Annotated in this window: 23 protein-coding genes and 1 tRNA gene; 16 read left to right on the top strand and 8 right to left on the bottom strand. The window is 64.2% G+C overall.

What is annotated here, in order from left to right; genetic code table 11:
• Positions 1 to 38 precede the first annotated feature (38 nt).
• The 3 genes from AC1DQQ_RS02475 to AC1DQQ_RS02465 are packed head-to-tail and all read left to right on the top strand — an operon-like array spanning position 39 to position 2,309.
• On the top strand, positions 39 to 1,259 hold the full coding sequence (locus tag AC1DQQ_RS02475; RefSeq protein WP_478044167.1) for a Yip1 family protein: 1,221 nt from the start codon (positions 39 to 41) through the stop codon (positions 1,257 to 1,259).
• A gap of 46 nt (positions 1,260 to 1,305) precedes the next feature.
• Positions 1,306 to 1,743, top strand: coding sequence for a hypothetical protein (locus AC1DQQ_RS02470; protein WP_478040316.1), 438 nt, complete (start codon positions 1,306 to 1,308; stop codon positions 1,741 to 1,743).
• 59 nt (positions 1,744 to 1,802) lie between these two features.
• Positions 1,803 to 2,309, top strand: coding sequence for a hypothetical protein (locus AC1DQQ_RS02465; RefSeq protein WP_478028087.1), 507 nt, complete (start codon positions 1,803 to 1,805; stop codon positions 2,307 to 2,309).
• Positions 2,310 to 2,337: 28 nt separating this feature from the next.
• On the opposite strand, the gene AC1DQQ_RS02460 is transcribed toward AC1DQQ_RS02465, so the two are convergent.
• Positions 2,338 to 3,675 (bottom strand): Nramp family divalent metal transporter, encoded by a 1,338-nt coding sequence (locus AC1DQQ_RS02460; RefSeq protein ID WP_478044166.1) that lies wholly within the window; start codon positions 3,673 to 3,675, stop codon positions 2,338 to 2,340.
• Between the two features lie 67 nt (positions 3,676 to 3,742).
• Positions 3,743 to 4,615: an S-methyl-5'-thioadenosine phosphorylase gene (locus AC1DQQ_RS02455; protein ID WP_478044165.1), complete on the bottom strand. Its 873-nt coding sequence runs from the start codon at positions 4,613 to 4,615 to the stop codon at positions 3,743 to 3,745.
• A 147-nt stretch (positions 4,616 to 4,762) separates the two neighbouring features.
• Here AC1DQQ_RS02455 and AC1DQQ_RS02450 point away from each other — a divergent pair, with 147 nt between their 5' ends.
• Positions 4,763 to 5,182: a DUF2147 domain-containing protein gene (locus tag AC1DQQ_RS02450; protein ID WP_478044164.1), complete on the top strand. Its 420-nt coding sequence runs from the start codon at positions 4,763 to 4,765 to the stop codon at positions 5,180 to 5,182.
• Between the two features lie 54 nt (positions 5,183 to 5,236).
• Here the strand turns inward: AC1DQQ_RS02450 and AC1DQQ_RS02445 are convergent, their stop codons facing one another.
• Together AC1DQQ_RS02445 and AC1DQQ_RS02440 are read right to left on the bottom strand one after the other, a co-directional pair.
• Positions 5,237 to 5,692 carry a DUF2569 family protein gene (locus AC1DQQ_RS02445; protein WP_478044163.1) on the bottom strand — a complete coding sequence of 152 codons (456 nt, stop codon included), beginning with the start codon at positions 5,690 to 5,692 and terminating at the stop codon, positions 5,237 to 5,239.
• Between the two features lie 80 nt (positions 5,693 to 5,772).
• Entirely contained in the window at positions 5,773 to 6,396 is a 624-nt protein-coding gene (locus tag AC1DQQ_RS02440; RefSeq protein ID WP_478044162.1) for a DNA-3-methyladenine glycosylase family protein, read from the bottom strand.
• A gap of 75 nt (positions 6,397 to 6,471) precedes the next feature.
• Here AC1DQQ_RS02440 and AC1DQQ_RS02435 point away from each other — a divergent pair, with 75 nt between their 5' ends.
• Positions 6,472 to 6,789: a 2Fe-2S iron-sulfur cluster-binding protein gene (locus AC1DQQ_RS02435; RefSeq protein ID WP_066810432.1), complete on the top strand. Its 318-nt coding sequence runs from the start codon at positions 6,472 to 6,474 to the stop codon at positions 6,787 to 6,789.
• Positions 6,790 to 6,940: 151 nt separating this feature from the next.
• Here AC1DQQ_RS02435 and AC1DQQ_RS02430 read toward each other — a convergent pair whose 3' ends face one another.
• The 3 genes from AC1DQQ_RS02430 to AC1DQQ_RS02420 form a co-directional block, all read right to left on the bottom strand.
• Complete coding sequence (locus AC1DQQ_RS02430) at positions 6,941 to 7,717, bottom strand: hypothetical protein (RefSeq protein WP_478040304.1); 777 nt, start codon at positions 7,715 to 7,717, stop codon at positions 6,941 to 6,943.
• 14 nt (positions 7,718 to 7,731) lie between these two features.
• A complete protein-coding gene (gene rlmB, locus AC1DQQ_RS02425) occupies positions 7,732 to 8,484 on the bottom strand; it encodes a 23S rRNA (guanosine(2251)-2'-O)-methyltransferase RlmB (RefSeq protein WP_478040302.1) in 753 nt (250 codons plus the stop codon).
• 90 nt (positions 8,485 to 8,574) lie between these two features.
• Positions 8,575 to 10,176, bottom strand: coding sequence for a M20/M25/M40 family metallo-hydrolase (locus AC1DQQ_RS02420; RefSeq protein ID WP_478044161.1), 1,602 nt, complete (start codon positions 10,174 to 10,176; stop codon positions 8,575 to 8,577).
• A gap of 207 nt (positions 10,177 to 10,383) precedes the next feature.
• Between AC1DQQ_RS02420 and AC1DQQ_RS02415 the strand changes: the two genes are divergently transcribed.
• The 5 genes from AC1DQQ_RS02415 (at position 10,384) to AC1DQQ_RS02395 (ending at position 15,748) form a co-directional block, all read left to right on the top strand.
• Positions 10,384 to 10,469, top strand: a tRNA-Tyr gene (locus AC1DQQ_RS02415).
• 301 nt (positions 10,470 to 10,770) lie between these two features.
• The gene (locus tag AC1DQQ_RS02410; protein ID WP_478044160.1) at positions 10,771 to 11,244 is read left to right on the top strand and encodes a response regulator; all 474 of its coding nucleotides are present in this window, start codon (positions 10,771 to 10,773) and stop codon (positions 11,242 to 11,244) included.
• 232 nt (positions 11,245 to 11,476) lie between these two features.
• On the top strand, positions 11,477 to 12,265 hold the full coding sequence (locus AC1DQQ_RS02405) for a response regulator transcription factor (protein ID WP_478028068.1): 789 nt from the start codon (positions 11,477 to 11,479) through the stop codon (positions 12,263 to 12,265).
• Positions 12,262 to 13,572 carry a FecR family protein gene (locus AC1DQQ_RS02400; RefSeq protein WP_478044159.1) on the top strand — a complete coding sequence of 437 codons (1,311 nt, stop codon included), beginning with the start codon at positions 12,262 to 12,264 and terminating at the stop codon, positions 13,570 to 13,572. The genes AC1DQQ_RS02405 and AC1DQQ_RS02400 overlap by 4 nt, the downstream gene beginning before the upstream one ends.
• Positions 13,573 to 13,576: 4 nt before the next feature.
• Complete coding sequence (locus AC1DQQ_RS02395) at positions 13,577 to 15,748, top strand: CHASE2 domain-containing protein (RefSeq protein ID WP_478040295.1); 2,172 nt, start codon at positions 13,577 to 13,579, stop codon at positions 15,746 to 15,748.
• A gap of 6 nt (positions 15,749 to 15,754) precedes the next feature.
• Here the strand turns inward: AC1DQQ_RS02395 and AC1DQQ_RS02390 are convergent, their stop codons facing one another.
• On the bottom strand, positions 15,755 to 16,237 hold the full coding sequence (locus AC1DQQ_RS02390) for a DUF4136 domain-containing protein (RefSeq protein WP_478040293.1): 483 nt from the start codon (positions 16,235 to 16,237) through the stop codon (positions 15,755 to 15,757).
• A 187-nt stretch (positions 16,238 to 16,424) separates the two neighbouring features.
• Here AC1DQQ_RS02390 and AC1DQQ_RS02385 point away from each other — a divergent pair, with 187 nt between their 5' ends.
• The 6 genes from AC1DQQ_RS02385 to AC1DQQ_RS02360 all read left to right on the top strand — a co-directional run bounded on the left by AC1DQQ_RS02385 (position 16,425) and on the right by AC1DQQ_RS02360 (position 20,909).
• The gene (locus AC1DQQ_RS02385) at positions 16,425 to 17,252 is read left to right on the top strand and encodes a hypothetical protein (protein ID WP_478044158.1); all 828 of its coding nucleotides are present in this window, start codon (positions 16,425 to 16,427) and stop codon (positions 17,250 to 17,252) included.
• 176 nt (positions 17,253 to 17,428) lie between these two features.
• On the top strand, positions 17,429 to 18,439 hold the full coding sequence (locus AC1DQQ_RS02380) for an SPFH domain-containing protein (RefSeq protein WP_478044157.1): 1,011 nt from the start codon (positions 17,429 to 17,431) through the stop codon (positions 18,437 to 18,439).
• Between the two features lie 9 nt (positions 18,440 to 18,448).
• Positions 18,449 to 19,123: a DUF4178 domain-containing protein gene (locus AC1DQQ_RS02375; RefSeq protein WP_478040291.1), complete on the top strand. Its 675-nt coding sequence runs from the start codon at positions 18,449 to 18,451 to the stop codon at positions 19,121 to 19,123.
• Positions 19,120 to 20,538 carry a DUF4178 domain-containing protein gene (locus AC1DQQ_RS02370; RefSeq protein WP_478044156.1) on the top strand — a complete coding sequence of 473 codons (1,419 nt, stop codon included), beginning with the start codon at positions 19,120 to 19,122 and terminating at the stop codon, positions 20,536 to 20,538. Before AC1DQQ_RS02375 ends, AC1DQQ_RS02370 begins: the two co-directional genes overlap by 4 nt.
• Positions 20,538 to 20,684, top strand: coding sequence for a hypothetical protein (locus AC1DQQ_RS02365; protein ID WP_478028058.1), 147 nt, complete (start codon positions 20,538 to 20,540; stop codon positions 20,682 to 20,684). The genes AC1DQQ_RS02370 and AC1DQQ_RS02365 overlap by 1 nt, the downstream gene beginning before the upstream one ends.
• Positions 20,685 to 20,699: 15 nt before the next feature.
• Complete coding sequence (locus tag AC1DQQ_RS02360) at positions 20,700 to 20,909, top strand: DUF350 domain-containing protein (protein WP_478028056.1); 210 nt, start codon at positions 20,700 to 20,702, stop codon at positions 20,907 to 20,909.
• Positions 20,910 to 21,002: the final 93 nt, after the last annotated feature.

Genomic DNA, 21,002 nt, shown 5'->3' with positions numbered 1-21,002 from the left:
GCGCGCTTTGGCGCGGAAAAGAAAGGGGTTTCAGCATCATGGCGAGCGAATTTCCCAAGGATATCGGACAGCCTCCGGTCGGCGGAGGCGGCATGATCGGGCGCATTCAGCGGCTGATATTGAAACCCAAGGACGAATGGGCGGCGATCGATGCCGAACCGATGACCGTCCAGGGAATCCTGATGGGCTGGGTAGCGCCGCTCGCGGCGATCGGGCCGATCGCGCATCTCATCCAGGTCATGGTTTTCCCCATGAGCTTTTTCGGCGTGGCCTGGCGCCCGTCGCTGATCGGCGCGATCGTGACCGCGGTTCTGACCTGGGCGCTGACTATCGGCCTGACCTATGTGTGGGCGCTGATCATCGACGCGCTCGCGCCCAGCTTCGGCGGTACCAAGAACCCGGTCTCGGCACTTAAGGTCGCGGCTTTTTCGGCGACGGCTGGTTGGATCGCGGCTGTTCTCGGCATCCTGCCGGCGCTCGGTATCATTGGCAGCCTGATCGGGCTCTACAACATCTATCTGTTCTGGGTCGGCGGGCCGATGCTGATGAAGGTGCCACAGGATAAGGCTGTAGGCTTCGTCGTCGTCTCGATCATCGTCGGCGCGGTCGCCATGGTTGTAGCCGGCCTCGTCGCGGTCGCGATCGCCGGCGCGATGTTCGCGATGTCGCCGGCGGCCGGCGGCTTCGGCGCACCAGGCGGTGGCTCAATCACCGTCGGCGGAACGACTCTCGATACCGGCAAGCTGACCGATGCCGCGACCAAGATGGAGGCCGCCAGCAAGTCGATGGAGGCGTCGCTCAAGGGCGGCGATGGCGCGGTCAAGATGGTCGATCCGGGCGCGCTGCAGAACCTGTTGCCGGCCTCGATCTCGGGCTGGAACCGCACCAGCGTCGAGAATCAGGGCGGCGCCGCCGGCGGGATCGGCGGCAGCAACGCGCGCGCCGAATTCCAGTCGGGTGACCAGAATTTCAGCCTCTCGGTCACCGACACCGGCGTGCTCGGCAATATCGCAACCCTGGGCGGCGCGATCAGCGCGACGTCCAACAAACAGACTACAACCGGCTATGAGAAGTCAGAAATGCAGGGCGGCAACAGGGTCGAAGAGAAGTGGGACAACCAATCGAAGTCGGGCAGCTATTCGGTGCTCGTCGCCAGCCGCTTCGCCGTCGAGGCGAGCGGCTCGGCCCCCAGCATCGACACGCTGAAATCCGCGGTTGCCTCGGTCAATCTCGGCCAATTGCAGTCGATGGCGAAGTGAGCAGCCGGGCGCGCGTCCGCATCACTCGATCCTGCAGGCGAGCCCGATGAGGCTCCGCATCATTCTGGCCGGCGCCATGCTCTCCATCGGTGGCTGCGAAGCCGGCAACGATAATCAATCCGCCGACGATCGCGGGCCGACCACCACCACCGCGGTTGCGGGGGCAGGCAGCGCCCCGGCCGATTGCAGCAAGCTGCCCGATTTCGTCCCGCTCTATGCCGATGCCCGCGTCGAAACCTGCGTTTCGGGCCTCGCCGGCGAACCGCGTCGCGAGAGCGGAACGGTGGTCTATACGACCGGCGCCACGCCCGACGCGATCATCGCCTGGTACAAGGACAAGGCCGTGCTCGACGGCCTCGTCCCTGCTCTGGCGACCCCCACCCTGTTCTCCGCACGTGACGGCGGCAAACGGTCGATGATGGCGATGGTCGAGACCGTCCGCGACGCGACCAAGGTCACGCTCAATTGGGGGCGGGATACCTGAAATTTCCTGGCTCCTCCCCTTCAGGGCAAGCCGGGCTTTTTCGTGTAAGGTCCCCACCCATGACGGGCACAGCCGCCATTCTCGGCATTCCGGTGCCCTCCACTGACCCGGCGTTTCTATCGGTCGTCGTCATCCACATCGGGTTCGGGGTCGGCGCTGTTGTCGCGGGCTTTTTAGCAATGATGAGTAGAAAGGGCCTTGGCAGACACGCTAGTTGGGGGAAGGTCTATTTCTGGTGCCTCGCGGGCCTGTCTGTCACGATGACTGCCCTTTCGGCCATCCGATGGGCAGAGGATTATCCTTTGTTCATTTTAGGTGCGATGGCGCTTGCGAGCGCTTACTCGGGACGCCGATTGCGCCTCCATCCGCGACTACATCTCACTGCGATGAGCGCGTCATACATCTTGATGTTGACCGCCTTCTACGTCGACAACGGCAAGGCGTTGCCGCTGTGGAAGGAGCTTCCCCAATTCGCCTTTTGGATTATCCCCACTGCCGTTGGAGTGCCGTTGGTCATCTGGGCGTGGTTTCGGCATCCGCCGACTGTGAGTCACACAGATATATAGGCCCGTGAAGGGGAGGGCTTTTTATGTATCAGCCCGCCAGAACCCCGACCAACAGCTTCACGTTCAGCACGACGATCGCCGCCGTGACCGCCCAAGCCGCGACGCGCAGCGCCCAAGGGCTGGCGAACTCGCCCATCATCCGTCGGTCGCCGGTAAACATCACCAGCGGAACCACCGCGAATGGCAGCTGCAGGCTGAGCACGACCTGGCTCAGCACCAGCAGGCTGGTGGTCGAGCCTTCGCCAGCGATCCCGATCACCAATGCCGCCGGTACGATCGCCAGCAGGCGCGTGACGATGCGGCGCAACCAGACCGGTAGCCGCAAATCGAGGAACCCCTCCATCACGATCTGCCCCGCCAGCGTGCCGGTGATGGTCGAATTCTGCCCCGAGGCGAGCAGTGCTAGCGCGAACACAACGCTCGCCGCCCCCGCGCCCAGCATCGGCGACAGCAAGCGGTGCGCCTGCTCGATATCCGCGACGTCGGCGCGGCCCGCCGCGTGAAACACCGAAGCCGCCAGGATCAGGATCGCCGCGTTGATCAGGAACGCCAGCCCGAGCGAGACAATCGTGTCGACCGTGGCCAGCCGGATCGCCCCGCGCTCGTCGCCCGCCGCGACCCGGCGCGTCTGCACCACCGAGGAATGGAGATAGAGATTGTGCGGCATTACCGTCGCGCCCAGGATGCCGATCGCAATGTAGAGCATCGCCGGGTTGGTGACGATCTCGGGCCGCGGCACCAGCCCGCCGGCGACCGCCCCCCAATCGGGCCGCGCCAGCCACAATTCGTAGGCAAAGCACCCCGCGATCACCACCAGCAGCGTGGCGATGAACGCCTCCAGCTTGCGGAAACCAAACCGTTGCAGCGAGAGCAACAACAGCACGTCGAACGAAGTGATCGCCACGCCCGCCAGCAGCGGCAGCCCGAACAGCAATTTGAGCGCGACCGCGGTGCCCAGTACTTCCGCCAGATCGCAGGCGATGATCGCCACCTCGCACAGCAACCACAGCACGATCGTGGTCTTGCGCCCGTATCGCGCGCGGCACGCCTGGGCGAGGTCGAGCTTCGCCGCGATGCCGAGCCGCGCCGACAAGGTCTGGAGCAGGATCGCCATCAGGCTCGACAGCAGAACGACCGCGAGCAAGGTGTAGCCGAACGCCGATCCACCGGCGAGGTCGGTCGCCCAATTGCCCGGATCCATATAGCCGACCGCGACCAGATAGCCTGGCCCGATGAAGGCGAAGAACCGGCGCCAGGCACCCGTCGCCGGCACCGCGATGCTGGCATGGCTTTCGGCAAGCGACGGCCGCCCTCGCGCGAAAGGCGCGGTAGTGCTGATCGCGTCGCTGTTCGGCGGTGGCGTCATTCGGGTCCCTGTTCGCGTCCGCACAGTCAAAGCCGCTCATTCAAAACCGCGCAGCCGCCGATCGTTCCTAGCGCCGCAATGCCCGCCCCGCCACCGCGTCGAGCTTCGCCATTAACACAGGATCACGCTTGGCCGGATCGGTGATCAGCGCGACGTCCAGGCAGGTGTCGATCGGCGACGGCGTGCGCTCTCTGGGCAGCGCCTCGACGAACGCCTCGACCGTGCGCCGCGCGACTTCGCCATTCTTGTGCATCTGCGCGATCACCTCGGCGACCTCGACCGGCGCCTCGCTCTCGCGCCAGCAATCGTAATCGGTCACCATGCCGATCAGCGCGTAGGGCAGCTCGGCTTCGCGCGCGAGCTTGGCTTCGGGCATCGCGGTCATGCCGATCACGTCGGCGCCCCAGTCGCGATAGAGCAGGCTTTCGGCGCGGGTCGAGAATTGCGGCCCCTCCATCGCCAGATAGGTGGCGCCGGTCGCGACCTTGCCGCCCGCCGCCTCGACCGCCGCGGCAGCAAAGCCCGACAGGCGCTCGCACACCGGATAGGCCATACTGACATGGGCGACCATGCCGGTACCGAAGAAGCTCGACGCGCGGTGCACGGTGCGGTCGATGAACTGGTCGACCACGACGAAATGGCCGGGCGGCAAATCCTCCTCAAGCGACCCGATCGACGAGATCGCCAAGATGTCGGTCACCCCCGAACGTTTGAGCGCATCCACATTGGCGCGGAAATTGAGTTCGGACGGCGGGATGACATGGCCACGGCCGTGGCGCGGCAGGAACACCAGATTGACCTTGCCGATCCGCCCGAACAGCAATTCGTCCGACGGTGAGCCCCAGGGCGTATCGACCCGGCGCCATTCGGCATCCTCCAGCCCGTCGATCGCGTAGAGTCCCGATCCGCCGATGATCCCGATCGTCCAGCCGTCGCTCATATCGTCTCCTGTGGGTGCCGATTCGCTGCCTCCTTAGGCGATCGGGACGCAGGGCGCAGCGCCCGATCGGCATCCATCCGCCGCGATGAACGGTTGGTTCGTCCGGCGGCACAAAGGCCTGCCATGCCCCCGTTTATGCCATCGCCGATGATTCGCCCGCTCCTTCTCGCCCTCGCCGCCGTCACCGCCGCGCTCCCCGCCCCGCTGTTCGCCGCGGCGCCGATCGCCGGCCGCTGGCTGACCGCCGATGGCGGCGCGGTGGTTGCGATCGGCGATTGCGGTGGCGCGATTTGCGGCCGCGTCGTCAAGGTGATCAAGGGTCCACCAGCCGGCAAGCCCTGGGTCGATTCGCTCAATCCAGACCCCAAGCTCAAGACCCGCCCGCTGGTCGGCCTGCCGATCCTGACCGAGATGGCAGCGTCCGGCGAGGGTTGGAAAGGCAAGATCTACGACCCCAAGAGCGGCAAGACCTATCGCGCATTGGTCGGCCGCGACGGCGCCAATCTGAAGGTCCAGGGTTGCATCGCGATCTTCTGCCAGACAATGATCTGGACGCGGGCGGGGTAGGCTACGGCAGCCGTTGTGGAAAGCGGCCGTCCGTTTTGCAGCCTGCAAAGATGCCTAAGGAGCGCTATACGTCGCGGCGACTCTCTTGGAACGAAGCAGATAAGCGGTCGCCGCCGCGCTAATCAGTATCAGCCAGATCAGGTTTGGCGCTGCGCGACCGTAGGATACGGGTCCAGGATTGAAGGCCACCGCAATAGCCACGCTGACTACGCCCAACAGGAACAAGGCCACCCAAATTCCTATGGCCGCGATTTTTGGCGTCGAGCGTCGCCTATCCCATATCAACGACTTTGCCACGAACAAACAGATGATGGTGCGAGCCGCCATCACCGAGGAAGCAAGCGCAAAGTAAGTTGACCAGTTGGAACCGAAACGCGGTTCCAGGATCGGTGCTGCGTTTGTAAGAGTAAGGAAGCTGCCGACCTGACCCAACGGAACCAAAACTCCGACCACTCCAACGAGCACTGCTAGCCAACCTTTAATGCTCGCCAATCCTACCTCACCCGCCATTCTCACCCCCAACATATAACTTATCCGCGGTTACATGACGGCCCCGACGAATGACCGCAATCGCGGCCGCTAGTAGACGTTTAGATCACGTCCATGTCCACCTTGTAATGATGCCAGGCCAGGATCGCTGCCGCCCCGCGATGCGGGCGCCAGCTCTCCGCCAACTCGCGCATCAGCTTTTCCGCCGGCCGCTCGTCATGCTGCAGGATGCGGCCGATCTCGATCTGCACCGCCAAATCGCCGGCCGGCCAGATATCCGGGCGTCCTTCCGCGAACAGCAGATAGATTTCCGCCGACCAGCGGCCGATGCCCTTGATCTTGACCAGCTGCGCGATCGCGTCCTCGTCATCCTCGGGCAATTGCGCGAAATCGAGCCGCCCGCTCGTCACTTCCTCGGCCAGGCTGCGCGCATAGCTCACCTTTTGCCGCGACAGGCCGGCAGCGCGGAGTTGCTCATCGCTCGCCGCGGCGACGGTGGCGGGGTCGGTCAGGTCACCGACTTGCGCCTCCAGCTTGTTCCAGATCGATTGCGCCGCCGCCACCGACACCTGTTGCCCGATGATCGTGCGCAGCAAGGTGGCATAGCCGCGGTCGCGCACGCGCGGCGGGGGATAGCCCGCCCGCTGCAGCGCGACGGCGAAAGCGGGTTCGATCGCGGCGAGCGTGTCGAGCGCGGCCTTTAACGACTGGGCAGTCTGGACCATATGAAACCTTGTACGAAACCTTGATCGATGCGCCCGGGCACGGCATGGGCCCCTGCAACCGGACGGAGGAAAGACATGCCCAAGCTTATCGTCGTGACGCGCGACGGGGAAGAACAGGAAATCACGGGCGAGTCCGGGCTTTCGGTGATGGAAGTGATCCGCGACGCCGGGATCGACGAGGTTTTGGCGCTGTGCGGCGGCTGCTGCAGCTGCGCTACCTGCCACGTCCATGTCGACCCGGAATTTGCGGCCAAACTGAAACCGATGAGCGAGGACGAGAACGACCTGCTCGATTCCTCCGCCGACCGCGACGAGAATAGCCGCCTGTCGTGCCAGATCGAGTTTGGCGATCACCTCGACGGGTTGAAGGTGCGGATCGCCGAGGAGGACTAGGTTCTCCTTGCTCTCGATCGTCATGCCGGGCTCGTCCCGGCATCCACCGCGCCCCAGACTGAGGAAGTGGAACCTCGAGTTCCGCGCTCGCCTCCCAGTGGATCCCGGCACAAGGCCGGGATGACGAAATATGGGTAGCGCGGCCAGCCGCCTACTTCGCGGCCCCTGCAAACCGCACCACCGCCATCGGCGCAGTGGTCGATAGCGGGGTCGCTTTCCACGTCACGGTCTTGCGGCCGTTGACGGTCTTCGCACCCTCCTCGTTATTCTGGCTGACGATCTCGGCGTCGGTGTCGAGGATGAAGGTGCCGTCGAGCTTGGCCGAGGCCTTGCTCGTATCCGATCCGGGCATGCCCGCCGAATCCTTCGAATCGTTGGCGAAGCCCGGTGCCTTGACGCGCGCGGTGCCGTTGGCGCGGATTTCGACCGCGACGAACGGGATGATGATCCCGGCATCGATGTTGTAGGGGAACAGATAGGTGTGATCGAGCTTCCCGCTGATCTGATAGTCGATCACAAACTTGTTATCGCCGACATAGGTGACCTTGCGGAACCCGGCTTCCTTGGACAAGGTCGCGGCCATTTCGCGGTTCTTGGCGTCCGCCGCGGCCTGGGACTTGACATCGTCCTTCGCGCCGCTCTTGCCATTCTTGTCGCCCTTGCCGCTCTTCTGGCCGCTTTTGTCGAAGCCGATCTGCTGCAACGAGACGCCGTCGGTCTTCTTGGTGTCGTCGTCACCGCCCGACGGCATGTCCTTCATCGCCTCGTTGAGGTCGAAGGCATAGACCTCGCCCTGGTAGCTATAGGTGAAGGTGCGGTCGGCATTGATCGTCAGCGTCGAGGTGAACTTGCCCGGTGCAAGCAGGCAGCCGACCAACATCAGAGGAACAAGCAACACCAGCGCGAGACGCGTCATCCGTGCCGTCATTTCCGATTCCCCCATCAGTCGCGCGCGGCCACCGCGTAGAGCGCGATCGCGGCGGCATTGGATACGTTCAAGCTTTCAATTCTAGGAGATATCGGCAGGCGCGCAAGCTGATCGCAATGCTGCATTGTGTTGTGCCGCATGCCCTCGCCTTCCGCCCCCAGCACCAAAGCGATCCGCGCCGCGCCGATCACGTTGCCAAGCGTTTCGGTCGCTTCCCCCGCCAGGCCGACGCGCCAGAAACCGGCCTCGGCGATCTCTCCCAGCGCGCGCGACAGATTCACCACGCGGACCCAGGGTACGATCTCGAGCGCGCCCGACGCGGTCCGCGCCACGGCGCCCGATTCGGGCGGAGAATGGCGATCCTGGGTGACGATGCCGAGCGCGTCGAACGCCGCGGCCGAGCGCAGGATCGCGCCGACATTGTGCGGATCGGTGACCTGATCGAGCACCACCAGCGGGCGGCGATCATCCTCTCCCTGGCCCTGCTCGAGCAGGTCGCCAAGCCAGATATCCTCGAGCGGCTCGACCTCGATCACCAGCCCCTGATGCGGCGCGTCGCCCGGTACCAGCCGGCCGAGATCGGCGACATCGGCATAGGTAATCGGGATCACAGGCGGGATGTCGAGCCCGGCCAGCGCCTCGCGCGTCGCCCACATCTTCCTGACCGTCCGCTCGGGATTGGCGAGCGCCGCCAGCACCGCATGGCGTCCCCAGAAACGGGGCCGCGACGCGGGCGCCTGGCTCGGACGGTGACCTCTACGCGCCACGACTACGCCGTCACCCCAGCGAAAGCTGGGGTCTCAGGCCGTTGCGCCATCGCTAGAGATCCCAGCTTTCGCTGGGATGACGGTCGAGAATTATTCGTCAGGATAAGCAAATGGATCGCTTTTCGTCGGTTGGGTCGGCAGCGGCGGACGCGGTAGCGCGTCGCCATTCGCCGCATTCCACAGGAACGCCGCCAGCACAACCGCCGCCTGACGCATGTCGTCGCCCTTCAGGTGATCGAAGGTATCGACCGAGGTGTGGTGGATGCGGCTGCCATAATCGAGCGGATCCTGGATGAACTGGAAACCGGGCAACCCAACCGCTTGCATGAAGACATGGTCGGTGCCGCCGGTCTTGCGGATCACCACCGATGATGCACCCATCGCATTGAACGGCTCCAGCCATTGCTTGAAGATCGGCACTACCGCCGGATTGTTCTCGGCGTAGATGCCGCGCAATTTGCCTGAACCGTTGTCGATATTGAAATAGGCGGCCATTTTCGACCAGTCGGCCTTGGTCGCGATCGGCCAGCGATTGGCCCAGCCCTGATAACGCGCCAGGCCGGTCAGCTTGGGATCGCTGCCGCTGCCGCGGGTCGCGAAATGGTTCTCGACATAGGCCAGGCTGCCGAGCAGCCCCTGCTCCTCACCTGCCCAGAGCGCGAAGCGGATCGTCCGCTTCGGCTTGACCTTCAAGGTCGACAGGATGCGCGCGGCTTCCATGATCATCGCGCTGCCAGCGCCGTTATCGGCGGCGCCGTCGCCCGCCACCCAGGAATCGAGATGCGCGCCGGCCATCACATAGCTGCCGTCCTTGGCGCTGCCGGGGATGTCGGCGATGATGTCATAGGCATTGACGTCGCTGTCGTCGAAGCGGACGTCGTTGTTGATCGACACAGTCGGCGCCGCGCCGACGATCGAGAGCCGAACGAGGCGGCGATAATCCTCCGCCGCGATCTCGACGCCCGGAGTCTTTACGGTATCGCCGGCGCCGAACAGATAGCCTTCGCCATGGACCAATTTGCCGTCGAGCCGTGACTTGGTGGCATAAGCGACCGCGCCTTCCTCTTGCAGAAAGGCGTCAAGCTTCTTGGCGAATTCCAGCCGCTTCATGCCACGATCGGCGGCGGCAGGATCGTATTTGGGCTGGACGAACTGATCGAGCTTGGCGAGATCGTCCGCGGTGTAGCGCTTGAACGGCGCATCGCCCGGTTCCGAGCCGTCATCGGGCTTGGTCACCAGCACGATCTTGCCCTTGAGCTTGCCTTTCCACTTGGCGAAGTCGGCCGGGGTCGCGATCGGCGCGACGATCACCTCGCCCGACACCACACCATTGGTCGAGGGCGTCCAGGCGATCGGGATCGCGGTCAGTTGGATCGGGCGCGGGCTGGTCATCCGCACCGACGAGCTTTCGATCCACCAGCCGCGGCCGAACTCGAACCCTTCCTTGTGAACGTTGGTCAGGCCCCATTCGCTGAACTTGGACGAGGTCCACGCTTCCGCCTTGCGCATATTGGGCGAATTGGTCAGCCGCGGGCCGATCTGGTCGGAGAGATATTCGGCGGTGGTCATCACCTGAGAGCGGTTGAAGCCCTCATCCATGATCCGGTTGACCATCGACAGGTCGTTGGAATGCAACGACGCGGGAATGGCGACGGCGGCAGCCGCGGCAAAGGCGGCGATCATCTTGCGCATGAACGATTATGCTCCCCGGGGATTGTTATGGCGCGCACGCTATTGCCGCCGCGCGACCCGCGCAAGGGTGTGCCACACATATCGTACGCCTGGTTTCGGCAACGCCGAAAACGTGCCCCAACCGCGTTGACATGACCGCCCGCCTTGGGCATGGGGCGCCCTCGCTTTTCGAAGCGACCGCCCTTCCCGCGAAGGGCGAAGACCTGGGGACAGGTGGCCGAGTGGTTAAAGGCAGCAGACTGTAAATCTGCCCGTGCAAGCGTACGCTGGTTCGAATCCAGCCCTGTCCACCATTTTCAAATCGACCAAACCCAGCGTCGTCATCCTGGAGTGTAGGGATCGCTGCCACGCGTTTGTCGATGGACCCATTGCCGGTCCGACCGGTCTCGCGGGCAAGCAGATCCAAAGTAACGATACGCGATCGAGCAACGCCGCCAGACACGAACACTCCCGCGCCCAGTAAACAGTTGTAACGCGGGGCTAACATGACGACCGCGTCGTTGTAGGCCGCTTTCCAGCTCTGTTGATAAGTACTTGCCTGGCACGGATCGAACTATCGGGGTGGCGGTGCGCTCCTCCGGGTTCGGACCTTCGTTGCGCGGCGATGTACGGTTGGAAAGGTCGCCGATGCTCACGAGCCGTTCGCCCGACACTCCGATCGCCGCGATCGTCGAGGACATGCCGCTTCTCCGGATTCAGACGCGTGAGGCGGTCGAGGAGTTGGGATTCGAGGCGAGAGACGCGGCCAGCGTGACCGAAGCCCTCTCGATCATCGAGGCGATGACCCGACCCCTTTCGTTATTGGTCACCGACGTCGAGATGCCGGGCGAACGCCATGGCCTGGGTCTCGCCTGGGAAATTCACGAACGGTGGCCGCTAACGCGCATTCTGGTCGTTTCCGGTAACAGGTCTTTCGCAGCGGAGCGGCTGCCTCCTGGGGCGCTCTTTCTTGCCAAGCCATTTGGAGCGGCGCGATTGAAGGCGTGCATACACGCCTTGTTCGAGGGGCCGCGACATGGATCGATGCCTGCCCCTTCGGGCCAGTCGGACTTGACCAAATACTGTTGACGCGTTGGGGCGCAAATCACGATGCCAGTGAATCTCGCCACGGCAGCTTTGCGAATGGATCAAAGCCCCCAAGACGTAGCGGAAACTCGCCTGGGCGTTACAACTGTTTACAAGCCCGCGATTGTCGCACTTCGGCCCCGTTGCTAGCAGCGGCGCATGTCGCGGAACAGCACCCCTTCCAGGAGAGTGAACCACCGGCCGCCAAGCGTGACGCCATCGCTCGGAGCGTTCCGTGCAGGGCAACACGACAATGGCTTGTCCGATTTCAGGCGGATGGCAGGGGCGCTTATGGCTGAGCCCTATTGAGTTCGCGCAAGGGCCTGGCATGCGAATCGCGGTAGTCGACGACGATGAAAGCGTGATCGAATATGCTTCGGCAGCACTCGCCGGCGCGGGGCATTCGTGCACGGGGTTTCGCAACGGCGCCTCTCTTCTCGCCGCATTGCGAAGGCAGACTTTCGACCTGATCCTGCTCGACTGGAATCTGCCCGACAGCTCCGGGATCGAACTGCTGCGATCAATCCGCGATGCGGTTTCGCGCGCAACGGCGATCATCATGCTCACGAGCCGGTCGGACAAGGACGATGTCGCCGCGGCGCTTCATGCCGGAGCAGACGACTATGTCGTGAAACCGGAAACCGGCACGGTCATCGTGGCGCGGGTACAGGCGGTGCTTCGCCGCGCGATGCCCGCGGCCGCGCAAAACCGCGTTCTGCAATTCGGAATCTATGCCTTCGACCGCCTGACAGAACGGGTGAGCATCGGCGACGAGGAAGTCGCGCTGAGCGCGAAGGAGTTCCAGCTCGCGCTGGTCCTTTTCGAGAACATGCACCGCGCACTGTCGAGGAGCTATCTGCTGGAGACGATCTGGCAGAGCGCCGCCGACCTCTCGACGCGAACGCTCGACATGCACGTCTCCCGGATACGAACGAAGCTCAAGCTAACCCCAGAGAACGGCTACCGAATCGTGGCCATATCTGGCTATGGTTATCGCTTGGAGCGTTTCGGGGCAGAAAATTGAGCATCTTACTCGCGGTCGCCGCGCACGCCGCCGCCATCGCGCCCGCCCAACCGCAGAATGACGATATCTGGTATGTCATCCGGCGAGGTGACACGCTCTACAGGCTGAGCCAGAGCTTTCTCGTGCCCGAGCGCCGCTGGGAGGCGCTGCTCCGGCTGGCGGCGATCCGCGATCCGAAGCGACTGCCCGTGGGCCGCAAGCTGCGTATCCCGCGGACCTGGCTGCGCTTCAAAGTCGAGCCGGCACGGCTGGCCGGCTACCGTGGCACCGTGAGTCTGTCGATGAGCGGCCGGACGATAGCGCCCTCCGTTGGCATCGCCATCGGCGAAGGTGCCGAAATCATCACTGCGGGCAACAGCTTCGCGACGCTCATGCTGGCGGACCGCTCAAAAGTGGTGATCCCGTCGCAAAGCCGCGTGCTTGTTCGGGAACTGCGACGAATCCTGCTGACCGGGGCGATCGACTATCGCATCGACGTCGAACAGGGCCGGCTCGAGACCAAGGTCACGCCGCTGGAGCAACCATCCGGCAGATACCAAATTCATACGCCGATCAGTATGACCGCGGTCCGGGGAACGGAGTTTCGCGTCTCCTTCGAGGACCAACGCCGCGCGGCAGCCACCGAAGTCCTGGCGGGAACGGTGACGTTTTCGCCATCCCAGAGCGAGACGGGGTTGAGGCTGGAACGCAGTTTCGGCGCCACACTCGATCGGGAGGGCGGATCTCGCGTCGAAAAGCTGCTCGCCGCTCCCGACCTCGAGGAGCCGCCGGCATTGCAGACGAAGGACGCAGTCGAGTTTCGAGTGCGCAAGATGGAAGGCTCACTACGCTACAGGGCCGTGATAGCCTCCGACGCGGGCTTCATCGACAACATTGCCGAGCAATTCTCCAACGATGGCGCGTTCGCGCTGGCGGACATACCCAATGGCAACCTCTTCGTCCGCGTTTCCGCGATCGCCCCGAGCGGCCTCGAAGGAATGGCGCAATCCTACAGCTTCCAGCGTCGGCTCGCCTCGATACGCGGCAGCGTGGAACCCCAGGACGACGGCTATCGGTTCCGCTGGGCCGGGGCCGGCGCCGGCGTGCGCCGATACCGCTTTCAGCTCAGGCGGGATACGCCGCAGGGCGCACTCGTCGTCGACGAGGTGGCGCTCGCACGCGATGCGCTCACGCTGCGGCGGCTGAAGGCGGGCGTCTATTACTGGCGGGTTGGCCTCGCCCAGCTCGAAGACGGCGAACTCACCGAGTCCTGGACGGAACCGGAAAAGCTCACGGTCACCGATCCTTCTCGATCGCCGCGAGGCTGACGAGGTGTTCCGGCGGCTGTTAGTCGAATGGTGCGCCGTCGCCTTGCTGGTGCTGGGCCTCACGCTCGGCCTTACCCTGATCGGAGCCACGTCCAAGGCGGATGACGCGATCTATGATCAGATCGTGCAATTGCGCGCGCCGCCCGCCTCGGAGCGGATTCTTCTGGTCACGATCGACGATGCGAGCCTCGCGGCGCTCGGGCATTGGCCTTGGCCGAGAACCGTTCATGCAAAGGCGATCCAGGCCATCTCGGCGGCTCGACCGGCGGCAATCGCTTATGACGTGCTCTTCACCGAGCCCGCACGCGCGCCAAAAGAAGATGCGGCGCTTGCCGCGGCCTTCAGCGATGCGAAGAAGGTCACGCTGCCCATTCTTTTCGAGGCGCCGGGTGCGAATGGTCGTCCGTTCGACACGGTGCTTCCCATCCCGCCGATCGCTCATGCGGCGGCGGCGCTCGGGCATGTGGCGCTCCCTCATGAGGCGGACGGCAAGGCGCGAGCTGCATTGCTCCAGGTGAACGACGGATCGCGCGCCTGGCCGCATCTGGCCGAACAGACGTTCCGGCTGGCGTACGGACGGTCGTCACCGGCATGGCGGCGCAGCGTCCGGCGAGGCGACATGTCGGTGCTGGTGCCGTACCGCGAAGCGGGCGCCTACCGCACCGTGTCCTTCAGCGATGTACTCGCGGGTCGGCTTCCGCCAGCCTTTATCCGCGATCGCATCGTGCTCGTCGGCGCGACCGCTGGGGGCCTTGGGGACCGTCATGACGTCGCCGGGGCCGGTACGCTGGCAGGGATCGAGATCCAGGCGAACCTGCTGAACGCGATGCTGGCCGACCGGTTCGTGCGGGAGGCGCCGCTTCCACTGCGTCTCGCGATCGGAGCGTTGCCCGCTTTCATCCTATTGCTCCTGTTCTGGCGCCTGCGACCCTCTGCAGCATTGGTGGCATCGCTCGTGATGTTCGGGCTCGTCGCTGCCGTGCCGGTCCTGCTGGTCGCCATCGCGGGCCTGTGGATCCCGCCCGCGACGGGCCTGGTCGGCGTGCTGTTCGTGTATCCGTTATGGGGGTGGCGGCGATTGCACACGATCGACAAGGCGGTCGCTCGCGAATTGTCCCAATTGTCGGACGACCTCGGCGGCTGGGTGGCGCCGACGATAGACCGGCTGGACCATCCGGGACGCAACGCACTCGCGTTGAGCGGCTCGATCACTGCGCTTCGCGACCTGAAAAGGCTCGTTGCGGACACTGTGGAGGGAGTTGCCGATCCTCTGATCGTCACCACGATGGAGGGCGATGTCCTGGTCGCCAATCGGCACGCGGAGGCGCTTCTCTCGCAGAATGCCAGCGTTCGCGATGCGCTGTACGGCCTGCCCGCTACCAACGATCTGATATCGGCGGATGGACGACATTTCTCGCACCGCCGCACGCCGCTTACCGGTGCCGACGGCGCACGACGCGGCTGGATTCACTTGCTGGCGGAAATCACGGGTATCAGGGCGGTCGAGCGGGATCGCGAGCAAGCACTCGAATTCCTGAGCCACGATATGCGCTCGCCGCAAGCGTCGATCCTCACATTGCTGGAGGGATCGGAAAAAAAGGGCATCGGCGCGGATGCGGCAGACAAGATCGCTTATCATGCCAGGCGTACTCTCAACCTTGCCGAGAATTTCGTGCAGCTTGCCCGGCTGCGCGAGACGCCCTTCACCCCGGAAGAAACCGACCTTCATGACTGCCTCGCGGAGGCAAGCGACGCATTATGGCCGCTGGCGTCGAAGAAAAGCGTCTGGATCGTCGCGCCACCAGCCGATCCCTGCTACGTGGCAGGAGAGCGCCACGCCCTCACCCGCGCCTTGCTGAACCTGCTCGACAACGCCGTCAGGTTCAGCCCTCCCGGCGCGAAGATCAGATGCGGGATCGACCTCGTGGAAACCACAGGCGCATCGCTGTTCGAGCTTTGGATCGAGGACCAGGGTCCGGGCATATCGGAGGAGCGGTTGACGGATCTGACCAGCCGGTTCGGCCCGCTGGCGGCGACCGGGCCGGGTCTCAGCGTCGGTCTCGGCCTCGCTTATGTCCGGACCGTTGCCGAACGCCATGGCGGCAGCGTGCGATACGAGGCGGTGTCACCCCATGGATCGCGCTTCATTTTCACGATCCCGGCGCTTAGAGCGTGATGTCCCTCATCCGTTGACGGCGGTCCGCACGAGTTCGGGTAATATCTTCGCCGGCGAGCCGCCGCAGTGACGCGCCGCCGCGGCGTTTCGGAACAATAACGCGCCATTGGTCCGGTCGATCATTCCGACCGTCAAGACATAGCGTTGCGGCCGGCAGAAGACGATGGGGTGCATCGTGCCCTTCACGCTTTCCGCGCTACTTTCTGGCCGCTGGACCTCGACATCGGGCGGCGCGCTCGCGAGACCGATCTCGAGCCGATAACGACCGTTCGGACTTTCGCGGTATCCTTTGCCGGCCAGAGCCGCGCGCACCAGCTCGGACGCCTCCATCACAGTGCTGCCGGCATCCCCCGGCGCTGGCGCGAATGTATAGCTGGCATCTGTCAGCCGCGCTCCCGCGGGCGGTAGCGCACCTTGCCGGCTCAGCGGGGAAGTGCACGCGCCGACGAGGGACAGCGCGGCCGCTGCGATCAACCGTGCTGTACGCATTACCTTCTCCGTGACCCCGCGTCCGGCCCATAGACGAAACAACGGCTTAGCCTCAACTCGGCGGGGCCTCGAAGGGCTCAGATCCGAGGCCGGTTGGACTACTTGCTCCATTTCGGATGGATCGGGTTGTGTTCTGGCCAACGCTCGACGAGGTCCTCATCTATACTGATATATGGGGGAAAATCGGATGAAGAAGGTTGGATTGATGCTGCTCGCGACGATGCTGGTTGCTGGCTGCGGACAGCGAGTGAATACGTCGAGCCCGGATGCGTACAGCAAGAGCATCGAAGCGATGGTCAAGGACATGTCCGCCGACAAGCAGGCCGCGCTCAAGGATTCGCTGATCGCGATCACTTTCAACACCCCCGAGCCCGAGACAGGCATCTGGTCGCAGGCCGAGCCGACCGCGCCGGTCTTTCTCGGCGCCAAGGACAAGATCAACGGACTGACCGCGGACCAGATCATCAAGCTCGGCTATCAGACCCGGATCAAGCTGCTCGATCAGAAGATCGCCGACGACGCGGCGAGCGCGCAACGCTATCAGGCGGCGCGCGCCAAGGTCGCCGACGTGTTTCAGGGCGTAAAGATCGGCAATGCGCAATATCGCGTCGACAAGGGCGCTATCGACATCGATCGGCCGCAGATCATGCTGCACGTCACCAACGGATCGAAGCGCCCGATCAAGACGATCTATGTGAAGGGCACGCTGACCTCGCCCGGTCGTGCGGTGCCGTGGATCTCTTCGGACTTCAATTACGAGTTTCCGGGCGGCCTGGAACCAGGCGAATCGCAATCGCTGACCCTGGAACCGAACATGTTCGGCGACTGGAAGCCGCAGGACAGCTTTGCCCACCGCACCGATCTCCATCTCGATTTGACGCTGATCAACGCGGCCGGCGCCGACGGGACGATGTTGATCGACGAGACCATGGTCGGCGACAAGACCGCCACCGCCGAGGCGACCAAGCTCCAGAGCGAGCGCAACGATCTGGCCGCCAAGCTCGCCAAGCTCTGATCGCGGCGCGCGGCCGAGTATTCGGCCGCCGGCTACTCGACGATCGATGCCGCGTTCTGCCGGTTGACGCCGGCGGAGGCGGCGCTCCGTGCCCGCCGCCGCGGGTCGCAAAAAAATTCGGCTCTCGCGAAGCCGCCAAAGCCTGATAGATTGCGCGCATCTTTGGAGGATGCGTGATGGGTCTGGGTGATTTCCTGAAGAAGCAGCTGGTCGATGTCATCGACTGGGTCGACGAGCCGGGCGTGCTGGCGATCCGCTATCCGATGCAGGATCGCGAGATCCAGAATGGCGGCCAGCTGACCGTGCGCGAAGGCCAGGTCGCGATGTTCCATAACGAAGGCAGACTGGCCGACGCGTTCGGGCCCGGCCAGCACACGCTGGTCACGCAGAATCTGCCGCTGCTGACGGCGATCATGAACTGGGACAAGGGCTTCAAATCCCCGTTCAAGGCCGACGTCTATTTCTTCACCCAGCGCGAGCAGACCGGGCTCAAATGGGGCACGCCGCAGCCGATCACGGTGCGCGACAAGGAATTCGGGCCGCTACGTATCCGCGCGTTCGGCAGCTATTCGTTCCGCATCGAAGACGTCGCGACCTTCGCGGTCAAGATGATGGGCTCGCTCGACCGGCTGACCGTGACCGATCTCGACCAGCAATTGCGCGCGGTGATCAACACCGCGATCGCAACGGCTTTGGGCGGCGGCGAGATCGCGTTCATCGACCTTGCCGCCAACCAGCAGGCGATGTCGGAAAAGCTCAAGGGCGCGGTCGAGGCCGGGTTCAAGGAATGGGGCCTGTCGTGCCGCACCTTCTTCGTCGAGAGCGTGTCGTTGCCCGAGAATGTCCAGGAATATCTCGACAAGGGCAGCTCGATGCGGGTGCTCGGCAATCTCGACCAATATGCCAAGTTCCAGGCGGCCGACTCGATCCAGACCGCGGCGGCCAATCCGGGCGGCCTCGCCGGGATCGGCGCGAGTGCCGCGGCAGGGATGGCGATCGGGCAGCAAATGGCAGCGGGGCTCGGCGGCGTCGGCAGTGGCGGCGCGACCAGCATCCCCGCGGCCGCACCACAGCCCGAGGTCGATCCCTATGAACAAATCGAGAAGCTGCACAAATTGATGGTCGCCGGCGCGATCACGCAAGAGGAGTTCGACGCCAAGAAGACTGCTTTGCTCGCCAAGATCTGACGCGCGCCAGTGCTCGACGCCAATTGCCCCAATTGCGGCGCCCCGATCCGGTTCAGGTCGAACGACCTGCCGGTGAAGGTGTGCGACTATTGCCGCACATCGGTACTGCGGACCGGCGGCAATCTCCAGGCGATCGGCAAGATCGCCGAGGTGCCCGACGATGTCAGTCCGCTGCAATTGGGCGTGCGCGGGCGCGATGGGACGCACACGTTCGAGCTGATCGGCCGCGTTCGCTGGCGCTATGCCGACGGCGCGTGGAACGAATGGTTGGCTTTGTTCGACGACGGTTCAACCGGCTGGGTCGGCGAATCCTCGGGGCGCTATATGATGCTGCGTCAGGTCGACGACGACGCGCTTGCGCCGGTCGTCGTCGATCACATCAAATCGGGTCAGCCGATCGCAATCGATACGTTGATCACGATCGGCGGGGTCGATTATGCCGTCACCGACAACAAGCAGGTCACCTGCGTCGCGAGCGAGGGCGAGCTACCGTTCAACGCGCCGCTCGGGCTCACCGCCACCAGCATCGATCTGATGACTCCCGACGGCGAGTGCGCGAGCATCCAGAAGGATCAGGGCGGTGAGGTGGAGGCCTATGTCGGCCGCTACATGTCGCTCGCCGACCTCAACGCGACCGGCTTGCGATCGTTCGAGGGCTGGCCGATGCCGGCATCTGCCGCATGAGCGACGACGCGCTCCCGGTCGACGCCGCGCCGCCGGCACCCGCGCCACCGCCGACAGCGCCGGTCACGCCGGCATCTACCGTCCGCCCGCTGAGCTGTCCCAATTGCGGCGGCATCGTCAACGTCCGCGCGCAGGGTCTGACGGTCAGCGTGTTGTGCGAACATTGCGGCTCGACGCTCGATGCGACCAGGCCCGACCTCCAGGTCATCGCGCGCGCCAATGAGGCGCTCAGGACACCGGAGATCCCGCTCGGCACGCGCGGTACGCTCAATGGCCGGGTGTGGGAAGTCGTCGGCTATATGGAGCGCACCGACGAGGAGATCGGCTGGGCCGAATATCTGCTGTTCAATCCATATGAAGGCTATGCCTTCCTGGTCGATGACGGCCGCCGCTTCAGCCTGGGCATCATGCTCGATCGCCTGCCGACGATGGGCTGGGGCAATTCGATGCAGCTCGATCACCAGAGCTATGCGCGGTTCGGCGATACCTATCCGGTCCGCGTCACCTTCGTCGTCGGCGAATTCTATTGGCGTGTCGCGGTTGGCGAAACGGTCGACGAGACCGATTTCGTCCGCCCCGGCACGATGCTGTCGTGCGAGGTCTATCAGACCGAGCGCACCTGGACCCGGCTCGACCTGCTCGACTGGGGAGTCGCCGAAACGGCGTTCGGCATTCCCGCGCGCCGCCGCGAGTACAGCCATCCCGCGCCGCACGAGCCGTCGCCCTACAAACGCCAGCTGGGCGAGGCGATGATCATCGGGATCGTCGCCTTGTTCACCCTGATGGTCATCTCGACCTTCGCCGGCGGCGAGCAACAGATCGGGCAGACCACCACCGATGCGGTGCTCGACGGGCCCGAAAAGACCGTCGTCATCCGCGGGCTCGACCTCCCCTCGGCGCGGTCGCGCGTGGTGGTCGATGCCGATGCCGGCGCGATCGACAATGCCTGGGTCGACCTGGATTATTCGCTGACCGACGAAAAGACCCAGGACAGCGTCGATACTTATGGCCTGGCCGAACATTATTCGGGCAGCGACAGCGACGGATCGTGGACCGAGGGCGATCCGCGCCCCGAAGTCAGCCTGTCGAGCATCCCCGGCGGCAAATACGATCTGGTCGTCACGCTTTCCGCGCATCGCTGGAACGGCGGTTCGAGCAGCAGCAGTTACTCCATGCCGACCGGTTTCGCCGGCGGCAGCATGTTCGGACAGGATAGCGGCCAGACCATCCCGGTCACGGTCACGATCAAGCGCGGCGGCGTGTTCGGTGGCAATCTCCTGCTTGCCTTCCTGTTGATCGGGGCCTGGCCGTTGATCGTATTGTTCAAGCATTTCGGGTTCGAAAAGCGCCGCATGGCGCCGGTCAGCGGCAGCGGCGGCAGCGATGACGACGACAGCGGGGGAGACGACGACTGATGAGGCACATCGTGATCTACGGGCTCTACTGTCTCGGCATCGTCTTCCTGTCGATGTTCGCCGTCCGCGACGGTTATTCGCCCTTTGCCACTGGCGGCGCGCGCGGGCCGATGATGTTCGGCTCCTACGGCCCCACCCACAAATAACGAAAGGATCGGACCATGATCTCCATCCCCGTTCTCGTCTCGACGCTGCTCTATACCGGCATCGGCCTCGTCATCTTCATCGGCGGCTTCTGGCTGTGGGACAAGATCAGTCCGGTCGACATGTGGGGCGAGATCTGCCGCGAGAAGAATGTCGCGCTGGCGATCTTCACCGGATCGATCGCGATCGCCGTCGCGATGATCATCGCCGCCGCCATCCATGGGTGAACGGCCAAGTTTGAGTCGAAATCGATTGTGCCAAGCTCGTCGTCACCCGGACTTGTTCCGGGGTCCAAGCCTCCACAAGGGAATCCAGCCGTT

It is taken from the genome of Sphingomonas sp. P4_G3 (assembly GCF_056401105.1).
This window is presented reverse-complemented; position numbering and strand designations above follow the sequence as displayed.

Excerpts from the sequence above, each read along its gene's own strand:
- AC1DQQ_RS02475 (WP_478044167.1), top strand. The coding sequence starts at position 39 with ATGGCGAGCGAATTTCCCAAGGATATCGGACAGCCTCCGGTCGGCGGA.
- AC1DQQ_RS02470 (WP_478040316.1), top strand. The coding sequence starts at position 1,306 with ATGAGGCTCCGCATCATTCTGGCCGGCGCCATGCTCTCCATCGGTGGC.
- AC1DQQ_RS02465 (WP_478028087.1), top strand. The coding sequence starts at position 1,803 with ATGACGGGCACAGCCGCCATTCTCGGCATTCCGGTGCCCTCCACTGAC.
- AC1DQQ_RS02460 (WP_478044166.1), bottom strand. The coding sequence starts at position 3,675 with ATGACGCCACCGCCGAACAGCGACGCGATCAGCACTACCGCGCCTTTC.
- AC1DQQ_RS02455 (WP_478044165.1), bottom strand. The coding sequence starts at position 4,615 with ATGAGCGACGGCTGGACGATCGGGATCATCGGCGGATCGGGACTCTAC.
- AC1DQQ_RS02450 (WP_478044164.1), top strand. The coding sequence starts at position 4,763 with ATGATTCGCCCGCTCCTTCTCGCCCTCGCCGCCGTCACCGCCGCGCTC.
- AC1DQQ_RS02445 (WP_478044163.1), bottom strand. The coding sequence starts at position 5,692 with ATGGCGGGTGAGGTAGGATTGGCGAGCATTAAAGGTTGGCTAGCAGTG.
- AC1DQQ_RS02440 (WP_478044162.1), bottom strand. The coding sequence starts at position 6,396 with ATGGTCCAGACTGCCCAGTCGTTAAAGGCCGCGCTCGACACGCTCGCC.
- AC1DQQ_RS02435 (WP_066810432.1), top strand. The coding sequence starts at position 6,472 with ATGCCCAAGCTTATCGTCGTGACGCGCGACGGGGAAGAACAGGAAATC.
- AC1DQQ_RS02430 (WP_478040304.1), bottom strand. The coding sequence starts at position 7,717 with ATGACGGCACGGATGACGCGTCTCGCGCTGGTGTTGCTTGTTCCTCTG.
- AC1DQQ_RS02420 (WP_478044161.1), bottom strand. The coding sequence starts at position 10,176 with ATGCGCAAGATGATCGCCGCCTTTGCCGCGGCTGCCGCCGTCGCCATT.
- AC1DQQ_RS02390 (WP_478040293.1), bottom strand. The coding sequence starts at position 16,237 with ATGCGTACAGCACGGTTGATCGCAGCGGCCGCGCTGTCCCTCGTCGGC.
- AC1DQQ_RS02385 (WP_478044158.1), top strand. The coding sequence starts at position 16,425 with ATGAAGAAGGTTGGATTGATGCTGCTCGCGACGATGCTGGTTGCTGGC.
- AC1DQQ_RS02380 (WP_478044157.1), top strand. The coding sequence starts at position 17,429 with ATGGGTCTGGGTGATTTCCTGAAGAAGCAGCTGGTCGATGTCATCGAC.
- AC1DQQ_RS02370 (WP_478044156.1), top strand. The coding sequence starts at position 19,120 with ATGAGCGACGACGCGCTCCCGGTCGACGCCGCGCCGCCGGCACCCGCG.
- AC1DQQ_RS02365 (WP_478028058.1), top strand. The coding sequence starts at position 20,538 with ATGAGGCACATCGTGATCTACGGGCTCTACTGTCTCGGCATCGTCTTC.
- AC1DQQ_RS02360 (WP_478028056.1), top strand. The coding sequence starts at position 20,700 with ATGATCTCCATCCCCGTTCTCGTCTCGACGCTGCTCTATACCGGCATC.